This is a genomic window from Shewanella sp. UCD-KL21 (assembly GCF_001957135.1).
Lineage (GTDB): Bacteria > Pseudomonadota > Gammaproteobacteria > Enterobacterales > Shewanellaceae > Shewanella.
In genome coordinates, this window is sequence record NZ_MPHK01000004.1 from 206,771 (window position 1) to 224,027 (window position 17,257).

Sequence of the window (17,257 nt, forward strand, 5' to 3'; positions counted from 1 at the left end):
ACACCAACAATGCCTTATGGCTCTGTTGGTGCTGGCTTACTCGATTTTACTTACGTCCCAGAATACGCAAAATTCTCAGGAACAAGTTAATGATATCCATATACAGGGCGGCAGCACTATCAATGGCATTATCTACTGTTTTCGGAATTTGATTGGCACGGCCCCAGTCATAGCCTATGTAGCCACAAAAAATCAGCACCACAATCCAATCTAATATGCCGTGATGAATACCAAACACATATATTTCAATCAGCTCAACCACAATCACTAACAATAAAGCAATGGTTAGCGCACCAGCGATTTTGCTAAAAAACGCCGGAAATAACGTGCCTAAACACATCATGCCGATAGTCACTAGCCCTGTAATCCGAATGGCTTCTGATACTAATGCGGCATCATACTGGCTCACCACTAAATTAATAATGAAGCCAAATGGCACCACCACAAAGTTATAGCCAATAAAACTAACAATGGGTTTATCAGATGAGGAAAATAGATAAACACCCAAAAAACATGAAGCAAAATACCCGATAAAAAACACCCACGAATTTATATCTGCAATTGCTTGCGGTGAAATATTTGTCACCATCCACCAATTAATGCCAAAGCCCCAGCAGAGTGTTAAGCCAATAACAAGATTATAAAAAGTGGGACTGATCAGGGTGTCGTCTGTATCGCGACGGTCAAAAACATTACTTTCCACAACAATATCCTTTCGTTGTTAATAGACGTTATTAAGCCATTAATGGCTCAATAACTGACAGCAGATTTACTTAATTAATCGCAAAGCATATGGCACGCGAAAGTTATCACCTTTTGATGTGGCAATCGCGCCCATAATGCAAAAGACCAAATGACAAACGCCCAATACCAAGGTAAATAACACCCCTATTAAAATGAAAGTAAGAATGAACGAAATGAAATAACCAATGGTGGCTGTAATTGACCAGTTCAGCGCCTCTTTAGACTGCTCTCTAAGATATACGTCATCTTCTTTGACTAGATACAACACCAACGAGGGGATAAACCCGAAAAAGATGGTCCCAATCCAGCACAACAGCGCCAGATTTTTACTATCTTGTGAAATTTCATTTATCACTACGTCCGTATTTTCGCTCATTATTCATTCCTTTATAGACACCCAATGAAGCCACTAAAGCTGGGTGCATGACTTTAGCGGTATTTAGTTCGTAGCAAATAGAAAAGCAATAAACACTATCCAGCAGATCTGAAAGGACATGATTGATATCCATATCAGGGCTTAAAATAGTTGTCCTTCACTATCTAATTGATACTTAATGCCCAATAGTTGCTTGATTAAAGCATCACAGTGGCACTTAAGGTTTAAAATATAACCACGATTGATATTAGCAAGTCAAATTAACCTTTTAAAACAGAACGATATAAACCATATTGTCGCTTTATGAGTTAATAACTTCAGCCTAGATCCTTGATACTGGGCATTAGATACAGGGCATTTGATACTGGGCATTTTATTCCGAGCATTAGATAACAGCATCATGCTGTGGCTTTTTACTATAAAAAAGCTGATGAAAAAGATAAATATATTCCATTGATGCAACAGGGAATACCGCCAACAAGGCTTGCCTTGCTCCCCCGCACAAATTCAACAATATTTGATGTTAAAGTCTGCATGATTCGATTAATGTATCATCACTTATACCAAGTTATTTACCCACTAATAATAAAAAAGGTAAACAATAACAACGTGACCAATAATCAAATCAACAATAATAAAACCCACAGCAATAAAATCCATAATAATAGCGTCCCAAAGTCAGCAGCTTTAATGGGCACGCCAACTGCACAATTATCCGCATTACGGCTCATCTATTGGCTATTAAAAATAGGCTTGATCTTATTTGCGACTCAGTTGTTTGGCTTAACCGCCCCACCAATGGAACTCAATTTTATTCTTGCAGTTGAAGCTGTCTATGTCGCTATTGGCTTTCGGATTCGTTACGCCATTAACCAAAACCAATTATTGTTTGCCACCTTATTGCTAGATACCCTATTTTGGATAATATGGCTGTATTGTACTGGTGGTTCAGCTAATGCCTTTATTTCATTGCTTTTATTGCCTATCGCCATCGCTGCTGTCATGTTGCCACAATGGGCTCCTTGGTGTTTGGCGCTTATTTCGACTGCCGCCTACAGTGCGATGATTTTTACTCAACCCGATCACAGTATGCATCATGGTATGGACATGAGTTCCCACTACTTAGGCATGTGGTTTAACTTTGTTATTTCAGCATTGGTACTTACCACCACGGTGGCGTTTATTGCTAAAAAAATTCGTCAAAAAAATGCCCAATTACATTACTTGCGCGAAGCGCAAATGCGCCAAGAAAAGCTATTGGCACTGGGCACAGTATCAGCACAAATGGCTCACCAATTGGCAACGCCACTGGCCACTTTAAGGCTTTTATTAGAAGAACTTAGCGAAGATAATCCTGCGGATCAGTTACAGCTTGAAATGAATAAGGCGCTGAGCCGCTGTGAGAAAAGCCTAACAGATTTAAGGCTGGCCACCGAGTCTATTCGATCGGAAAAAATGCACTCGCAAACCGTGAATAATTTAGCCACTAGCCTGCAAGAGCAAGTTAATTTACTCATGCCTGAAGTTCAGCTGTCTTTAACCCTGGCTGACAACGCTGACCGAGCAGAAATTCTCACCGATATGAGTCTATTGCCGGCATTACTGGCATTAATTGAAAATGCCGCCAGAGCCAGTCAGGAAAATATTCAAACCCAAAAAGTAGCGATAAAAATCACCTTAGATAAACAACTTGGGCTAAGCATTGGCATTTATGACTTTGGTGAAGGTATGTCTGAAAGTTTGCTGGAAAAACTTGGTCATAAAATGATTGAAAACCCCAAAGGCTTAGGGATTGCGGTGTTATTAAGCCATGCCAGTTTTGAGCGCTTAGGCGGCAAGCTAACCCTGCAACCCAACCCAGCGCAAGGCATGATTGCCACTGTAACCTTACCCATAGAAACTTAGGCTTATTAGCTATGAATAACTTACTCATTATTGAAGACGATAGCGCCTTAGCCGCGGTGCTTGCTAGTCGCTTAAGCCGCCATGGATTTAACTGCATGCAATGTAACTGCGCAGATCAAAGCTTATTAAAAGCCCGTCAGCATGCACCGAGTCATATTTTATTAGACATGAAGCTGGCCGATAAGAATGGTTTATCGTTAATAGTCCCGCTGCGCCAATACCTGCCTAAAGCATTAATCGTGTTACTAACAGGCTACGCCAGTATTGCCACTGCCGTTGAAGCCATTAGATTAGGTGCCGATAATTACTTAGCCAAACCCGTTGATACCCAAACCTTACTCAACGCCCTCAATGTTAGCCCCAATGAGCAAAATGAGCCGCTATTGTCTGATCAGCCGATTTCGCCCAAGTTACTAGAGTGGGAGCATATTCAACAGGTTCTGACCGCCAATAATGGCAATATTTCTGCCACGGCAAGGCTATTGGGGATGCACAGAAGAACGCTGCAACGCAAATTACTGAAAAAGCCCATTACTGACACGCGATAAAAGGCCCTAGTGGCTGTTATATACATTTTCAGCCCCTAAAACTGTCACCTTGGATTTGGCTTTAATTTACTTAATTAAACGTAAATTATATGGCACACGGAAACTGTCACCTTTAGAGGTTGCGATGGCGCCTATGGTACAAAAAACCAAATGACTGATCCCCAACGCTAAGGTAAACATCACCCCAATTAAGCTAAAGAAAAGAATAAAACCAATGCTATAACCAAGGACACCAGTGAGAAACCAATTCAACGCCTCTTTTGATTGTGCTTGCATATAGTCATCATCTTGTTTCACAAACAACAATATCAGCGCCGGAATGAAGCCGAAAAACAAGGTGCCAAGCCAACATAATCGCGCCATATTTTTCGCATTTTGGGTAATTTCATTGATGACTAATTCCGTGTCTTGGCTCATGGATAATTCCTTTATACACATTCAATGAGCACTGTGAAGCTGGGTACCTGATTGGTGTATGAGTTTAGGTATTTAAAAGTTAACAAGCGCATGAAAACAGCAATGAAGCTCTGACAGGACGTCATCGATATCCATATCTGGGTTAGAATAGTTATCCTTCACTATTTGTACTTTCATTTGTATTTATGTTTGTATTTGCAGCCTAATGACGGCTTACGACAAAGTCGCTAATGAACCCAGTTTAAAATATAAGCAGCGCCACTGACAATAAGTCAAACTAGCGACTTTAACCCAACATAATAAAAATAAACGCCCTAAATATAAGCGCTTAATTTATCTTTAAAGCTAATTGTCTCGCCAATTTTGCCCTCTGTTTTGCCTCGGATATAAACAAGATTACCATTAAACTTTTACCGCCAATTGCCGATATGTTTGTATGCGGCGGTCTTTTAACAATAAGGCAGATAACGCCAATCATTTAACACTGGGATTAGCGTCAATTTATTTGCAGCCAAATAACAGTACGATTCTTTTTATATCAGCAACATACAAAGACTAAGGCTTACGCCGAGGATTTCAAATGAAACAAATTAGTTTTCGCAAAGTCGATGCCGTACTAATTAAGCTAAGCCTAAATGGTAAATTTTGGGTTATTTGTACCCTAGTCACCTTTTTTACCGCAGCAATAGCACTGACAAATTACTTTAATAGCAATAGCCAAATAAGCCAGTCATCACAGCAATTTGCCCAAACAACCATTGATGCTTACGCGAACAGTGCCAAGGCTCAAAACTTATCAGACGATGCACTGGCTGACTTTGCCCGACAAATAAATGCCTCTGTGGGTTATATGAGCGCCGCCAAACGTAGCGGCGATAACATTACCGTCAGCGCTGCAGTCGGCAATCAAGCACTTGTAACCACTATTAATGTCACCCAAGTTGAAATGGCTGCAAAATCAGCGGTTAACAACATGCTGATGATAGCCTTATTGAGCTTATTGCCCTTATATTTGGTTTGCTATTGGATCTCGACCTCCCTTGGTGGCGGCCTGTGGGATATGTATATAGCCATTAAGCGCCTTGCTGATGGTGATTTAAGCCAGCGACTGAATTTTTTTGGTAGCGATGATTTCAGTGTTATTGCCCGTGAAATTGATCGCAGCGCCGATAATATGAGTGAAATGGTATCTGCCATTGCGGTGAATGCTGAAACACTGGCAGGGGCTGCGGTTGAGTTTAATCAACAAGCGCAGCAAAGTGAGCAATTAACCCAGTACCAGCATGAGTTTTTAGATACAGTATCGGTTGCTATGGCGCAGATGACCGCAGCCATTGAAGAGGTATCCCACAATGCCTCTAATACTTCAGAGCAAACGCAGCTTAATTCCGCTCAGGCCAACAACAGTCAGGTACAAATTACTGAAGCCGTTACCCGTATTAGCACTTTAACCGGCAGAATTTCAGAAGCCTCAAGCTCAGTGGCGGAGTTATCTACTGCTGCGGCCAACATTGGCGCTGTGGTGACCACCATTAACAGCATTTCAGAACAAACTAACCTGTTAGCCCTTAATGCTGCCATTGAAGCGGCTCGCGCCGGTGAGCAAGGCCGAGGCTTTGCCGTGGTCGCCGATGAAGTGCGCACGCTTGCCAGCCGCACCCAGCAAGCCACAGTTGAAATTCAAACCATGATTGAGGGACTGCAGCAAGACACCAATACTCTTTCGCATATCACCACAGATATTGTGGCGCAGGCAGATAAAGGCCGTAATGCCATTGAGTCTGTCGGTAACGACGTGGATCAAATGGTTGGTTCTATTAGCAATGTGTTTGATATGAGCAGTCAAATAGCGACCTCATCTGAACAGCAAAGTGCGGCAGCGCGAGATATTGCCGGCCAACTTAAAGATATTCGCGGTCAAGCGGAAACCATCAAGGATAGTGCGCAGCGCTCGGTCAGTATCGCCACCAATTTAAATGACTCTTCGAATGGTTTAGAAGGTATTTTAAAGCAGTATACTTTAGCTAAATAACAGCACTTTAGCGAAGTAACAGCACTTAAGCTAAATAACAACGATATAAACAGCGAACCTAAAGCAAGGTTAACCCTTTGCTTTAGGCTGCTGATTTTAAGCAATTTATCTTTTAAGCGGTGTTTACACTAAGCCACGTTGCTGATCCACACCGTTTGATAGGGCTCAAGTAACATCACTGCATTAATATCTGCAATCACCTCCCCGTCGATGAGATCAAACCAGGTTTCAGTGCCAATTAAATTCAGCTCAGCCAACGGCAGCTCCATCACTTGATCGGTAATATTACTGATACAGAAAATGCTTTGTCGTCTATCGCGGCTTTGACGCCAAAACCCAAATAACTGTAAGCCTAAATGCAAAGTAAACTGAGTCGCATTAGGGTTAAATGCCCGCTGGCGGGTGCGTATGCTAATCAGCTTAATTAATGATGCCAGCACTTTACTGTGCTGATTATTATCATCTGCTAGTAATCGACTTAACTCGTTATAATCCCAACGGTGGCGGTTAATGGCGCGGTTGTGGGAGGTATTGGCGAGCTTTTCATAATCATTGCCTGTGCCTAACAAGCTATGAATATAAATACCCGGTATTCCCTCAAGCCCCAACATAATCGCGTGGGCGCAGCTAAAGCGATCTAAGCCAAACTGATCTTTACCTTTCACTGTGCCTTGTAAGGCATCAATTAAAGCAATGTTCATTTCATAGGGCTTTTGCTGACCATCTTCAGAGGTGCGGCTAGATATTTTGCCGCCAAATGACACCATGGTTTCCACTAGGGTGTTAATTTCGTCCTCATCTAATAAGCCTTCAGCAGGTCTTAGTCCCACACCATCGTGGGAGGCGATAAAGTTAAAGTAAGTGGTGCCGTCCTGCGCGGGCGGCATGCTCATCTGCCAACGTTTAAGGTATAAACAACTGCCGGTGATCAAGGTATTAATCAATAACGGCGGCAATGAGAAGTTATAAATACAATGGGCTTCGTTAGCATTACCAAAATAGGTCAGGTTTTGGGTATTGGGTATGTTGGTTTCGGTGATCACCACCGCATTATTTTGCGCATGCTCAATAAGGGTGCGTAATAATCTAATTACCTCATGGGTTTGCGCTAAGTTAATCGATTTAGAACCGACGATTTTCCATAAAAACGCCACGGCATCTAAGCGGAAAATATTCACGCCGGCATCAAGGTATTGCCTGATGATCCTCACAAACTCCAGCAGCACTTGTGGGTTTCTAAAGTCAAAGTCCACTTGGTCATGACTAAAGGTGCACCACACATGCTGCAGACCTGTAGCGGTTTCTGTGGGCCTTAGTAAATCAGATGTCCGTGGCCGCACTACCGCAGATAAGTCATCCTCAGGCTTAGCGGTAAAAAAGTAATCATGGCCAAGGCCTTCACCTTTAATGAAGTTTTGAAACCAAGCACTGCGGCTAGAGCAGTGATTAATCACTAAATCAGACATTAATCTGCGCTTGCTGGCAATCAGCTCAATATCAGACCAATCACCTAGGGCATCATTGACACTTGAGTAATCAATCACAGCAAAGCCATCATCCGAACTATAAGGAAAGAATGGCAAGATATGCACCCCATTGATGCACTCAAGGTAGTTATCCATAAATTCTGCCAGAATGGACAACGGCTTTTGCCCTTCTTGAATAATGCTATCACCATAGGTGATCATGATGACATCTTGCTGCGACCAATGATTGGCATAGGGGTGTGGCTCATCGCAATCAACACTAATATTCATGGTGTTAATCAATTGCTCAGCCAGATCATCCGCTGACACATCTAGGGTGATATCTTGATAAATACAACCTAGCTGCTGAATTAGCTTTTGCTTAAGTGCATTAATGTCTGCCATTTTGACCTCTTCAAACCTGCGAGCTTGCCCTGCTCGCGGGTATCCTAAAATCTCACTCATGATTACATAAACTCTGCATTGTCCGCCTCTACCGCCTCTTTAAGTTGCTCAAGTACATCAGGCATCGCACTGATCACCCGGCTCCATGTTGGCATAAAAGGGGTTTCCATTGGGTTATCAAGAAAACGCTGCCCAGCGGTCACAATATTTTGGGCAAACATTTCTACGGCTTTTTCTTCAGTATGGATATCGGTGGTGAGCCCATTCATAAGCGCATCATTATGGTAAGTTTCCACATAATCGAGGGCGATACGATAATAGGTCGCTTTTAAGGTTCTAAAGGCCTCAGTGCTAAAGGTTTCCCCTTGGGTGGCCAATTTACGATAAAACGCTTTGGTGATATCAATGGACATTTTTGATAAGCCCGCTTCAGCATTATCTAACGATAAATCCTGATGCTTATGATCGTAATTATCAGCAATATCCACCTGACAAATGCGGTTGTGCGCATAGTTACGGTGCATCTCACTCAGCACGCCAATCTCTAAGCCCCAATCACTTGGAATGCGTAAATCGTTTAATACATCGCGTCTAAATGAAAACTCACCGGCTAATGGATAACGAAAGCTGTCCATATATTCTAAATAATCATTATGACCCACGACTCTTTGCAAGGCTTTGATCAATGGTGTGACCAATAACCGCGACACGCGGCCATTAATTTTGCCGTTGGACATGCGGGCATAAAAACCTTTACTGAATTCATAATTAAACTGTGGATTGGCCACCGGATATAACAATCTTGCCAGCAGGGATTTTTCATAGGTGACAATATCGCAATCATGCAGTGCCACTGATTCGGTTTTGCCTGATGCCAAAATATAGCCCATGCAATACCAAACGTTACGGCCTTTACCCAGCTCTTTAGGCGCTAAGCCTAGCTCACTTAACTTTGCATCAAGGGCTTGCAGTCTGGGGCCGTCATTCCACAGCACTCTATGGTGTTGCGGCAACTGATTAAAAAAGCCCAGCGCCTGTTTATATTGCTCTTTATCGGCCCTATCAAGCCCAATCACAATTTCATTTAAGTAAGGCACGTCTTTTAATTTACTGATAATTGCAGGTAAGGCTTCACCTTCTAGCTCTGAATACAGCGAAGGTAAAATCAGCCCTAAGGGCCGCGTTTTAGCAAATTTGAGTAAGTCCTGCTCCATCTCTTCATGGGTACGCTGGGTCAGGTTATGTAGGGTAGTCACTATGCCATTTTGGTAAAAATCAGCCATGTTATGCCTCCTCAAGCTTCAATGATGTTGAAGAATTTGGGTTTAAAAACAAAGCTTCTAGGCATTCTGCCCAGCCTTTAGGCCCGTATTGGCTACTTTGAATCGGTGTTGATGCGGTATCGATTTTTGGAAAAGTATGAGTTGGAGATTTAATTTGAATGGCAATATCTGCCGCCTCTAGCATGGCGCTGTCGTTGCCACTGTCACCGAGGGCGATGGTTTGCACGCTGGTTTGGTACACATTGGCGTACTCCTGCGCTAGCCAGTCCATGGCGCGGCCTTTATCTGTATGGCCGCCAACATGTAAGAAGCGCCCGCCTTGGAGCATGTTCGCGCCTAGGCTATTCATATGGGCAATAAAGGCTTGTTTTCGAGTTTCATCACCTGTCCACAGCAGCGGCTCAGAGTAATGTCTTACTAAGGCCAGAGTGGCTTTTTCTGGGGTTAAATCCGTTAGCTCACAAAGCTCTTCGGCTGTCAGAGATGAAAAGCCGAGATAATCTTCTGCAAATGCTTTGGCCTCGGTTTCCAGTAAGGTTAACCAATGGCTTCTTGGCTCACAAAATTCTTTTACCCAATAATACCCTTGGGTAAAGGTGTCTTGAGGCTGAGTGTCAAAGTAGCCGATGGGGATGTAGATCACCGCGCCATTTTCTGAAATAAACGGGGAATTAAAGCCAATGGTTTGCTGAAACTTTTCCATTTCGGCAAAGGTTTTACTGGTATTAGGGATGATAGGAATTTGCTTTTCATTTAACCCTTCAATGACTGCGATAGCGCTAGAAAAACTGTAATCAAAGTGATCAAGTAAAGTACCGTCCATGTCTGTAAATATTAGCGGTCTTGTGGTCATATTTATTCCCTTCCATTACCTAAACAATTATTCAACTGCCTAAAAATGTTTCAGGTTACATGCCAGCTTTTGGCGCTTTGCACTAAAATGGTTAGAAACTAAACATTAGATGCTGAATTTATTGATTAAATAATTTATCCGCGGGGAAAGAACACATTGAAAAAAACACAGAAATGGATCATAAATGCAGGATTTTAAACCACACCTTGCACCATTGCGGTGCAAACAGGTCGTTAAAGGTTAGCTATTTACACTTGCTGATAGGACAGTATTGGCCAAGATGTTTTTGCCAAGGGTCATGCGCACTCAGCCGCAAGGTGGACTTTATTTTTCCCCGCGTATTTAGCTCGATAAAGTGCTTCATCTGCTATTTTTGCTAGCTCAAATAATGACTTGCTGTTATCAAGGTTATTTACTACCCCCATACTCACGGTTAAATTAAGGCTGATATCCTCAAACTGGAACGCTTGAGCCGCGATGCCTTGGCGCAAACGCTCTGATATCGCAAAGGCTTGATCCATATTAGTATTAGGTAAAACTATCAAAAACTCTTCACCGCCAATCCTGCCAATCAAGTCACTGTTTTTTAATAAGGCTTTTACTCTTTTTGATAGTGATTTGAGGGTTAGATCGCCCACATGATGACCGTAGGTGTCATTAATGGTCTTAAAGTTATCAATATCAAACAGGATCACGGCTAATGGTTGATGTTTTTTAGCGGCTTTTTCAACGAGACTCTGACCTTTAGTGAAGGTTTGACCACGATTATAAAGCCCGGTAAGAAAGTCTACCTCTGCACGAACTTTTAACGAGCGCCGCGAGACCAAGAGGAAAATAATCAAGGTTGATAGCACCACTGCAGAAACAAAAAGTAGCATCAGATTAAGCTGATAAATACGCTCTTTGTCTTCAACTGCGGCCAAATTTAATTCATTAATAGCAAGCCTATTCGCCAGTAACTGATTTTCAAAATTGACCAATTGGTCATTATGCCCAAGCGCAGAAATGATAACTTGATTACTAATGACGCTTTGATGCGCCTCCCTTTCTAAATCGATGACATCCAGCAGCGTATTAACGGCCTCAATGGGCTTTCCTTCATCCATCGCAATAATGACATCGGCCTGTAAAATCATGCTTTGCTGGTTTTGACTAAAGTGTTTATCTTGTTTAAATGCGCGCGCCATTTCAGCCGCTTTTACTGCATCACCAATTCTTAAATAAGCTAACGCCAGATATAAGTAATTGCTGGTTTTAAAATAACTTTCTTTGGAAGTGTGGTGTAATGAAACCGCTTTTTCTAAATGCTCAATAGCAAGGGGAAAATCATTCATTCTTAGCGCCACGCGGCCGCTATTTAGGTGCGCAAAAAATAATAAATCTTTGTAATCTTTAACTTCATTGGCCAAAGTGAACTGCACCGTCAGACTTTTCTGAGCTTTATCCCAATCCCCTAGCTTTAATGCCTCGCTAAGCATATTGTGTTGCATATTGAACATGTCTTCTTTGTCATTAATGCGCTGCCAAGTCAGGTAGGCTTTTTCAAAGTTTTCATACCCTTGTTGATGCAATCCCACACGCCGATAAAGATTACCTGTCGCATTATAAATCAAAGCTTTACGGTTTAAGTTTAGCGCACTACTTTTATCAACGACTGTCAGCGCTTCGCTCAATAAATCAATGCCTTGTTGAACCGTAGTAGGCTCTGTATAACAAAAAGCATTTTGAGTTAATGTCTTAGCGAGTAATTCTGAGTTGTTATGCTGACGAGCATAATGGAGGGCAAGTGTTCTATCTTCACAGTAAACTGCAGGATCATTCGTTTGTAGGTATTTAGCAAAGGAGCGTTCTAAGTAGCTATCAATTAAGATATCAGTCACCGCCAAAGAGCTAACCAGCGCTATACCTTTATCATAACTGGCTATAGCTAATTCCAACTGGCGAGTTTTTTCGTACTGCTGGCCATAAACAAAATAATACTTTGCTTGAGATTCAGCATCAAAGTTGCTGCCTGTAAGATCAAATTGGTCTAATAACGCAATCGATTCTGTAGCAGAAAGGCCTTTAATTGATTGTTCTAGTTTGAGGAAACCATCATTGGCAACAGCACTTAAGCTTACTAAAAAAAGCATACTGCACAGCCATGGGATAAATCTTCTCATCTACAAACAATCCATTTTTCGCGTTAGTTAAATAGCACTTTCGTAGTATATCCACTTAGCAACAACATGAAACAGTTTTCACCCAAAATAGACACTTACCAACAAATTGATACAAACAAACCGCCAATACTGATACATACTCAGGGTTAACGCGATTAACTGATTAAAGCCGCTAGCCCATAACACCCCAAATAGCATTTAGCATACCGACATAAATTTAAAATCATTGTATTAATTAAAGAACTGCCGCTGCGAAGAGCGAGCAGCGAACGAGCGCTAACTATGCCCTAATTAATTTAGGTCTTGAGAATAATTAAGGCCTTAGCCTAGGACAATTGATACAAACAAACCGCTAACACTGAAACATACTCAGGGTTAACGCGATTAACTGATTAAAGCCGCCAGCCCATAACCCCCAAATAGCATTTAGCATACCGACATAGATTTAAAATCATTGTGTTAATTAAAGAACGTTGCGAAGAGCGGGCAGCGACCGAGCGTTAACTATGTCCTAATTAATCGAGGTCTTGAGAATAATTGAGGCCTTAACCTCGGACGATACTTGAACAGATATGCGCTAGCATGAGCATGTGTTGATGGGATCTTATGGCTAACGGTTTAATGTCATGCGGTAAATTGGCATTAATTAAGCGAGCCTGACTCACAGGATGAAGTGTAGCTATCAAGTTCAATTAAACCGTTAAGAATAATGCCGTGATAACGGGCTTTAATCAGTTGATAATCCATATCTGCAGCAAAATAGTAGGTGACATCTTCATCGCCAGTTTGCTCGACTGGGATCAAGGTTAAGTCTCCCCAAGGTGCAAGTGTAACCGTTTGCTTTGGCTGTACATAAAACTGGTAAGGCTCGATGCCATCGGAGGCTTGCCTTACTAGGGCGAATTGTTGCCGACCTTGTAACAAATGCTCCCGAATTTGAATGGCTAAGGTATCCACATCACGCAAAGGCTGTTCTTTTGAGACGTAGTTTGCCACCTCGCCATCAATATCGACTCGCGACCGTCGCCCTGTGTCATCAAAGGTGACTTGCATATCCCGAGAGCGAAATCCTGACACTTGTTGATGAAATTTGTTCGTTAACCATTCATTAGTGGCATCAGACCAAGACAGTTCTGCCCGCTGCTGATATTGGGTACCAATGCCTAAAATACTGGCTTCACTGTTTGACGTGACTACCGCCGACTTGTCATGCCAATGCTCAGTTCTGGTCATTTCACCAGTATGTATTCCATTAAGATAAATGCTGTAAAGGGCATTGCGGCGGCACTGTGTCGCTGTTTTATTAACAAGAGCTTCACCCGCAAGCGCGTTATTGGCGATGGCATCATTTGCATATGCATTACTCACCACAGCCCCATACAGTGCGGCCAATATCACTAATGGCATCGCTAATGGCATCGCTAATGACTTAGCCAATATTTTAGCCAATGACTTAGCAAACGTTCGCCATCTTTTGGGGCTAATATGCAACTCAGAAGGTGTTGTATTCATGCTCGCCTGTCACTAATCGGTCAAATTAAAAATTAAAACACTTCATTGACGTTAAGGTAGAAGTTAGTTTCATTTTCGCCCACACCGACATCAAAACGTAAATTAATATTATCTTTTATATTAAAGCGAAAGCCAGTGCCATAGGATGTCATTAACTCATCCGACAATTGGCTTACTTTAGGTGCCACGCTGCCCACCGCGCCCCAAAAAACCATGCCATAACGCTGAAAAATCGGTAAACGATATTCAACTTGGCCCATCATCATTTGCTCGTCGCGATAACGCCCCTTGATATAACCGCGCATGGCATTAGAGCCACCTAAGTCAGGCAGTAAATTCCAAGGCACATCGCCATCAGTAAAGTGACCTTGCACTTGCCAAGCGATTAATCCTGGCGCAGACATAGCGCTTAAATCAATGTAATTGGCGAGCTCAATATTATAAGTTGAAAATGACGATGATTGATCGTTTTGATATAGGCCTGCATCCACTTGAAACAACCAGCCTTTAGTGGCATTTAAGCGATAATCTCGCGAGTCGTAAATACTGGTGACAACCAGCCCCGAACTAAAATTATTCGGCAAAATGTCCGTGGCATCAACGGCTATTTCAGGCTCAACTAAGGCTAAGTTTTCAGCGCTGGCATAAATAAAATCTGCGCCAACCCCAATAAAATAATTACTGGCAACTTCGGTCATCCACCGCGGTTTAAAACTATAAAGTTGCTCTTCAAACTCATGATGATTGGCATCGATATTGCCTTGCTCAATACCTTGGCCATAATACACTGCAGCTTCATTATGTAACTCTAATTGCAGCAATAAACGCTGCTTGCCTTGATTGAAAAACGTCATATTTTCCACTTCAACGCCGTAAGAATTATTCATCGATACAAATGAGTTCAGCACCAAAGATGAGGGCTGCTCCTGTGCCGCTGCGCCATCGGTTTTATATAGCCCCACCATTAATAAACCTAAGCCAAATTTTTTCTCAGGGGTGTAATAAGCTGTGGGCAAATAACTCATATCGATGGTTTTACTGTCATCAAACTCACCATCTGCGCCAAACACTGACAAAATATCATCCACCCAAGTCGGCTGCATGTCTTTTGGCGTTTCAAATAAAGGTTCTACTGCGATACTTGCGCTAGAAAACGCCATACATACTAAGAATAAAATCCGTTTCATAACAACTCTAATTAATGATGGGATGGGAAGGTGATAAGCACTTTTAAGCCGTCATATGACTTGCCGAGCGCATTTTAACAGAATTTGGGCAATAAAAAATGCCGCTATTGTTGCAAAAATAACGGCATTTATTAGCAATGATGAGTTTTATCTCAAAACACATAGACTCAAAGTCTATTTACCCCAAGGGTTACTAGGATCTTGCGATGGCGCAGGTCTTTTGGCGCCCGATTTTTCTGAACTACGATTTTGCGCATAAGCGTCTTGTTGTCTTGGCTTATCGCTACCATAACGAGGACGCTGGTTTTTAGCCTTCATCGCTTCATAATTTTCAGTGGCTTTAGCGCGCTGCTCATCTAACAACTCAACCGTTAACTCTTGAGGTTTACGTGGCACAATACCATCAGCAAAACCGCGAGCACGTGGCTTTAGCTCAAACTGTTCAGCAGTACCTTTAGGCATTTGCTTAAAACGATAAAGATAGAAAGACTCTACTCGCTCTCTAGCCCATTCGGTTTTTTTAAGAAACTTGATACTCGCTTCCATACTTGGATTAAGGTTAAAGCACTCCAACCTCAGTGCCGCGTAAAGCACTTTCCAATCATAAAAATCAACCAGTTCAGTCATCATGATGTCTAAACTCAGGCCGTGCAGTGGGTTATTCTGTTGCTTTTCAATCATGTGAGACTCTAATAAAGGATAGTATTTGAAAGGGAGTAAAGCAGTATGTGAACTGCTAAGCACATTATAGCGTTTTTAACTGCAGATATTGGGATATTTTTTATAATCAATCATCAAGATTACCCAAAAGAAATAACGTCATCTCATACATGGTATATCGATCATATAAGTAACCTACTGTATAAAGGCACAATTTTAATATCTGCAAGATTAATGCTATTATCGCCAGTTCAAAATTTAACCTGCACTTAGAATATGAGTGTATTAAACATTTTTAGTTATCAAGGAAGATAATGTGAAGAAAATATTTATTGCCTGCATCCTATTCGCCATCTATCAAAATTGGCCATTATTCCCTAAGAACTACGACCAAACTAATGAAGTGATTTTATACGCCACAGACTGGTGCGGCTATTGTGAAAAAGCACGAGCTTTTTTTGATAAAAATAACATTGCCTATACTGAATTTGATATTGAAAAGTCAACTGAAGGTCTAGAGCGTTATGAAAATCTAGGTGGGGATATCATTCCATTACTTGATATCAATGGCACCATTATCCGAGGTTATAATGAAAGAAAAATGGCTCAGCAACTATATGAGAAGCGATAATTTCAATCGTAAATCCCATACTTAATCTAAGTATGGGATTTGTAAAATAGCGGTGTTGTTATCGACCACTAACTGAAATGTCGCTGGAAGCATAACCTGACATAGGTCGCTTCAAACTTTCAATAGCTTAGTTGAAAAATATAACCATATCCTGACATAAAATATAACCGTAAGCTGACAAATTGAAGCAATCTCTGGAGCCAAAACTTTTCCATGTACTTTTATGACAACATAATGCGACAAATATCATTTACATTATATGATTTAGAAGAATGGCAATAATTTAGCTATTCTCATTCTTTAAAACTCAAGACCTACTCCTAACTCGTAAAACCAAAAAGGTGACATATCTGAAAATTGATGACGACTCAATAAAAAATAAATAGCTGCAGTTTGCCTATATATTAGGCTGTCAACCATCGTTGGCAATTAGAGGCACTTTGTCGTCGTTTGCGGTCTACATGTTCACAATATTTAGTCAACGCAGGCAATGAACCAACCGCACCTTTAAATAATGCCCCAAATTCTGTAGTGATTTTTAACCAGTTTTCAGCAGGAATATTCAATCTATTGAGAATATCCTGACTACTCCCGCTAATTGCGCCGCGCTTATCATCACGAATAATCCGCCCTGTATCTTCAACCAGTACAATGTAATCTTTTACACTGAACATTAAGCCATTGGGCATATCTAAACGCTCATTGCCCACAAAGGGAAGTAACTCTTTTGGTTGCCCACCGTTTATAGCTGAGTTAATTCGTCGCTGAATACTGGTGTAATCGGAGGTTTCAGGGGTTGCTGCCATCTTGGCACGAACAGGGTTCAAATCCACATATGCCATGCAGGCCAATACAGCTGCTTCATCAAGTAGTGCTTGGGATTTAAAGCGCCCTTCCCAAAAACGACCAGTGCAGTTATCTTCTTTATTGGCCACAACTGACACTTTCTACTGGGGAACACTGCTTACTCTGCTGGTCAAACATTCCAAATAAAGCGCAACAAAAAGCCCCAAAATATGGGGCTGATTAAGAAGCAGGAAATCATTAGCTATTTAAGTCTGATTTGTCATTCCTAT

Annotated in this window: 14 protein-coding genes and 1 pseudogene; 4 read left to right on the plus strand and 11 right to left on the minus strand. The window is 41.7% G+C overall.

The features are described 5' to 3' along the window. Nucleotides 1-46: 46 nt before the first annotated feature. Together BM739_RS05750 and BM739_RS05755 are read right to left on the minus strand one after the other, a co-directional pair. Nucleotides 47-709, minus strand: coding sequence for a Bax inhibitor-1 family protein (locus BM739_RS05750; protein ID WP_139326821.1), 663 nt, complete (start codon nt 707-709; stop codon nt 47-49). 60 nt (nt 710-769) lie between these two features. After that, nucleotides 770-1,120: a DUF4870 domain-containing protein gene (locus BM739_RS05755; RefSeq protein ID WP_076538317.1), complete on the minus strand. Its 351-nt coding sequence runs from the start codon at nt 1,118-1,120 to the stop codon at nt 770-772. Nucleotides 1,121-1,729: 609 nt separating this feature from the next. On the opposite strand from BM739_RS05755, the gene BM739_RS05760 reads away from it, so the two are divergent. Together BM739_RS05760 and BM739_RS05765 are read left to right on the plus strand one after the other, a co-directional pair. Further along, nucleotides 1,730-3,025 carry a sensor histidine kinase gene (locus BM739_RS05760; RefSeq protein WP_368483151.1) on the plus strand — a complete coding sequence of 432 codons (1,296 nt, stop codon included), beginning with the start codon at nt 1,730-1,732 and terminating at the stop codon, nt 3,023-3,025. 11 nt (nt 3,026-3,036) lie between these two features. Next, nucleotides 3,037-3,573 carry a response regulator transcription factor gene (locus BM739_RS05765; RefSeq protein ID WP_076538319.1) on the plus strand — a complete coding sequence of 179 codons (537 nt, stop codon included), beginning with the start codon at nt 3,037-3,039 and terminating at the stop codon, nt 3,571-3,573. A 66-nt stretch (nt 3,574-3,639) separates the two neighbouring features. Here BM739_RS05765 and BM739_RS05770 read toward each other — a convergent pair whose 3' ends face one another. Further along, nucleotides 3,640-3,990 (minus strand): DUF4870 domain-containing protein, encoded by a 351-nt coding sequence (locus BM739_RS05770; protein WP_076538321.1) that lies wholly within the window; start codon nt 3,988-3,990, stop codon nt 3,640-3,642. Between the two features lie 580 nt (nt 3,991-4,570). Between BM739_RS05770 and BM739_RS05775 the strand changes: the two genes are divergently transcribed. Then, nucleotides 4,571-6,022, plus strand: coding sequence for a methyl-accepting chemotaxis protein (locus tag BM739_RS05775; RefSeq protein ID WP_076538324.1), 1,452 nt, complete (start codon nt 4,571-4,573; stop codon nt 6,020-6,022). A gap of 128 nt (nt 6,023-6,150) precedes the next feature. On the opposite strand, the gene BM739_RS05780 is transcribed toward BM739_RS05775, so the two are convergent. From BM739_RS05780 to BM739_RS05810, 7 genes are all read right to left on the minus strand, one after another. Beyond that, entirely contained in the window at nt 6,151-7,893 is a 1,743-nt protein-coding gene (locus BM739_RS05780) for a sugar phosphorylase (protein WP_076538448.1), read from the minus strand. Between the two features lie 62 nt (nt 7,894-7,955). Next, on the minus strand, nt 7,956-9,176 hold the full coding sequence (locus tag BM739_RS05785) for a glycosyl transferase (RefSeq protein WP_076538328.1): 1,221 nt from the start codon (nt 9,174-9,176) through the stop codon (nt 7,956-7,958). A 1-nt stretch (nt 9,177) separates the two neighbouring features. Beyond that, the gene (locus tag BM739_RS05790) at nt 9,178-10,029 is read right to left on the minus strand and encodes a mannosyl-3-phosphoglycerate phosphatase (protein ID WP_076538331.1); all 852 of its coding nucleotides are present in this window, start codon (nt 10,027-10,029) and stop codon (nt 9,178-9,180) included. A 296-nt stretch (nt 10,030-10,325) separates the two neighbouring features. Beyond that, on the minus strand, nt 10,326-12,161 hold the full coding sequence (locus BM739_RS05795) for a GGDEF domain-containing protein (protein WP_076538334.1): 1,836 nt from the start codon (nt 12,159-12,161) through the stop codon (nt 10,326-10,328). A 672-nt stretch (nt 12,162-12,833) separates the two neighbouring features. Next, nucleotides 12,834-13,610, minus strand: a complete 777-nt coding sequence (locus tag BM739_RS05800; protein ID WP_175609494.1) for a hypothetical protein — start codon at nt 13,608-13,610, stop codon at nt 12,834-12,836. Between the two features lie 125 nt (nt 13,611-13,735). Next, nucleotides 13,736-14,890, minus strand: coding sequence for a BamA/TamA family outer membrane protein (locus BM739_RS05805; RefSeq protein ID WP_076538336.1), 1,155 nt, complete (start codon nt 14,888-14,890; stop codon nt 13,736-13,738). A 174-nt stretch (nt 14,891-15,064) separates the two neighbouring features. After that, the gene (locus tag BM739_RS05810; protein ID WP_076538338.1) at nt 15,065-15,571 is read right to left on the minus strand and encodes a VF530 family DNA-binding protein; all 507 of its coding nucleotides are present in this window, start codon (nt 15,569-15,571) and stop codon (nt 15,065-15,067) included. Between the two features lie 295 nt (nt 15,572-15,866). Here BM739_RS05810 and BM739_RS05815 point away from each other — a divergent pair, with 295 nt between their 5' ends. Further along, a complete protein-coding gene (locus BM739_RS05815; RefSeq protein ID WP_217697828.1) occupies nt 15,867-16,181 on the plus strand; it encodes a glutaredoxin family protein in 315 nt (104 codons plus the stop codon). 404 nt (nt 16,182-16,585) lie between these two features. Here the strand turns inward: BM739_RS05815 and BM739_RS05820 are convergent. Beyond that, a pseudogene (locus BM739_RS05820) lies at nt 16,586-17,113 on the minus strand (transposase); the annotation flags it as partial. Between the last annotated feature and the right edge of the window lie 144 nt (nt 17,114-17,257).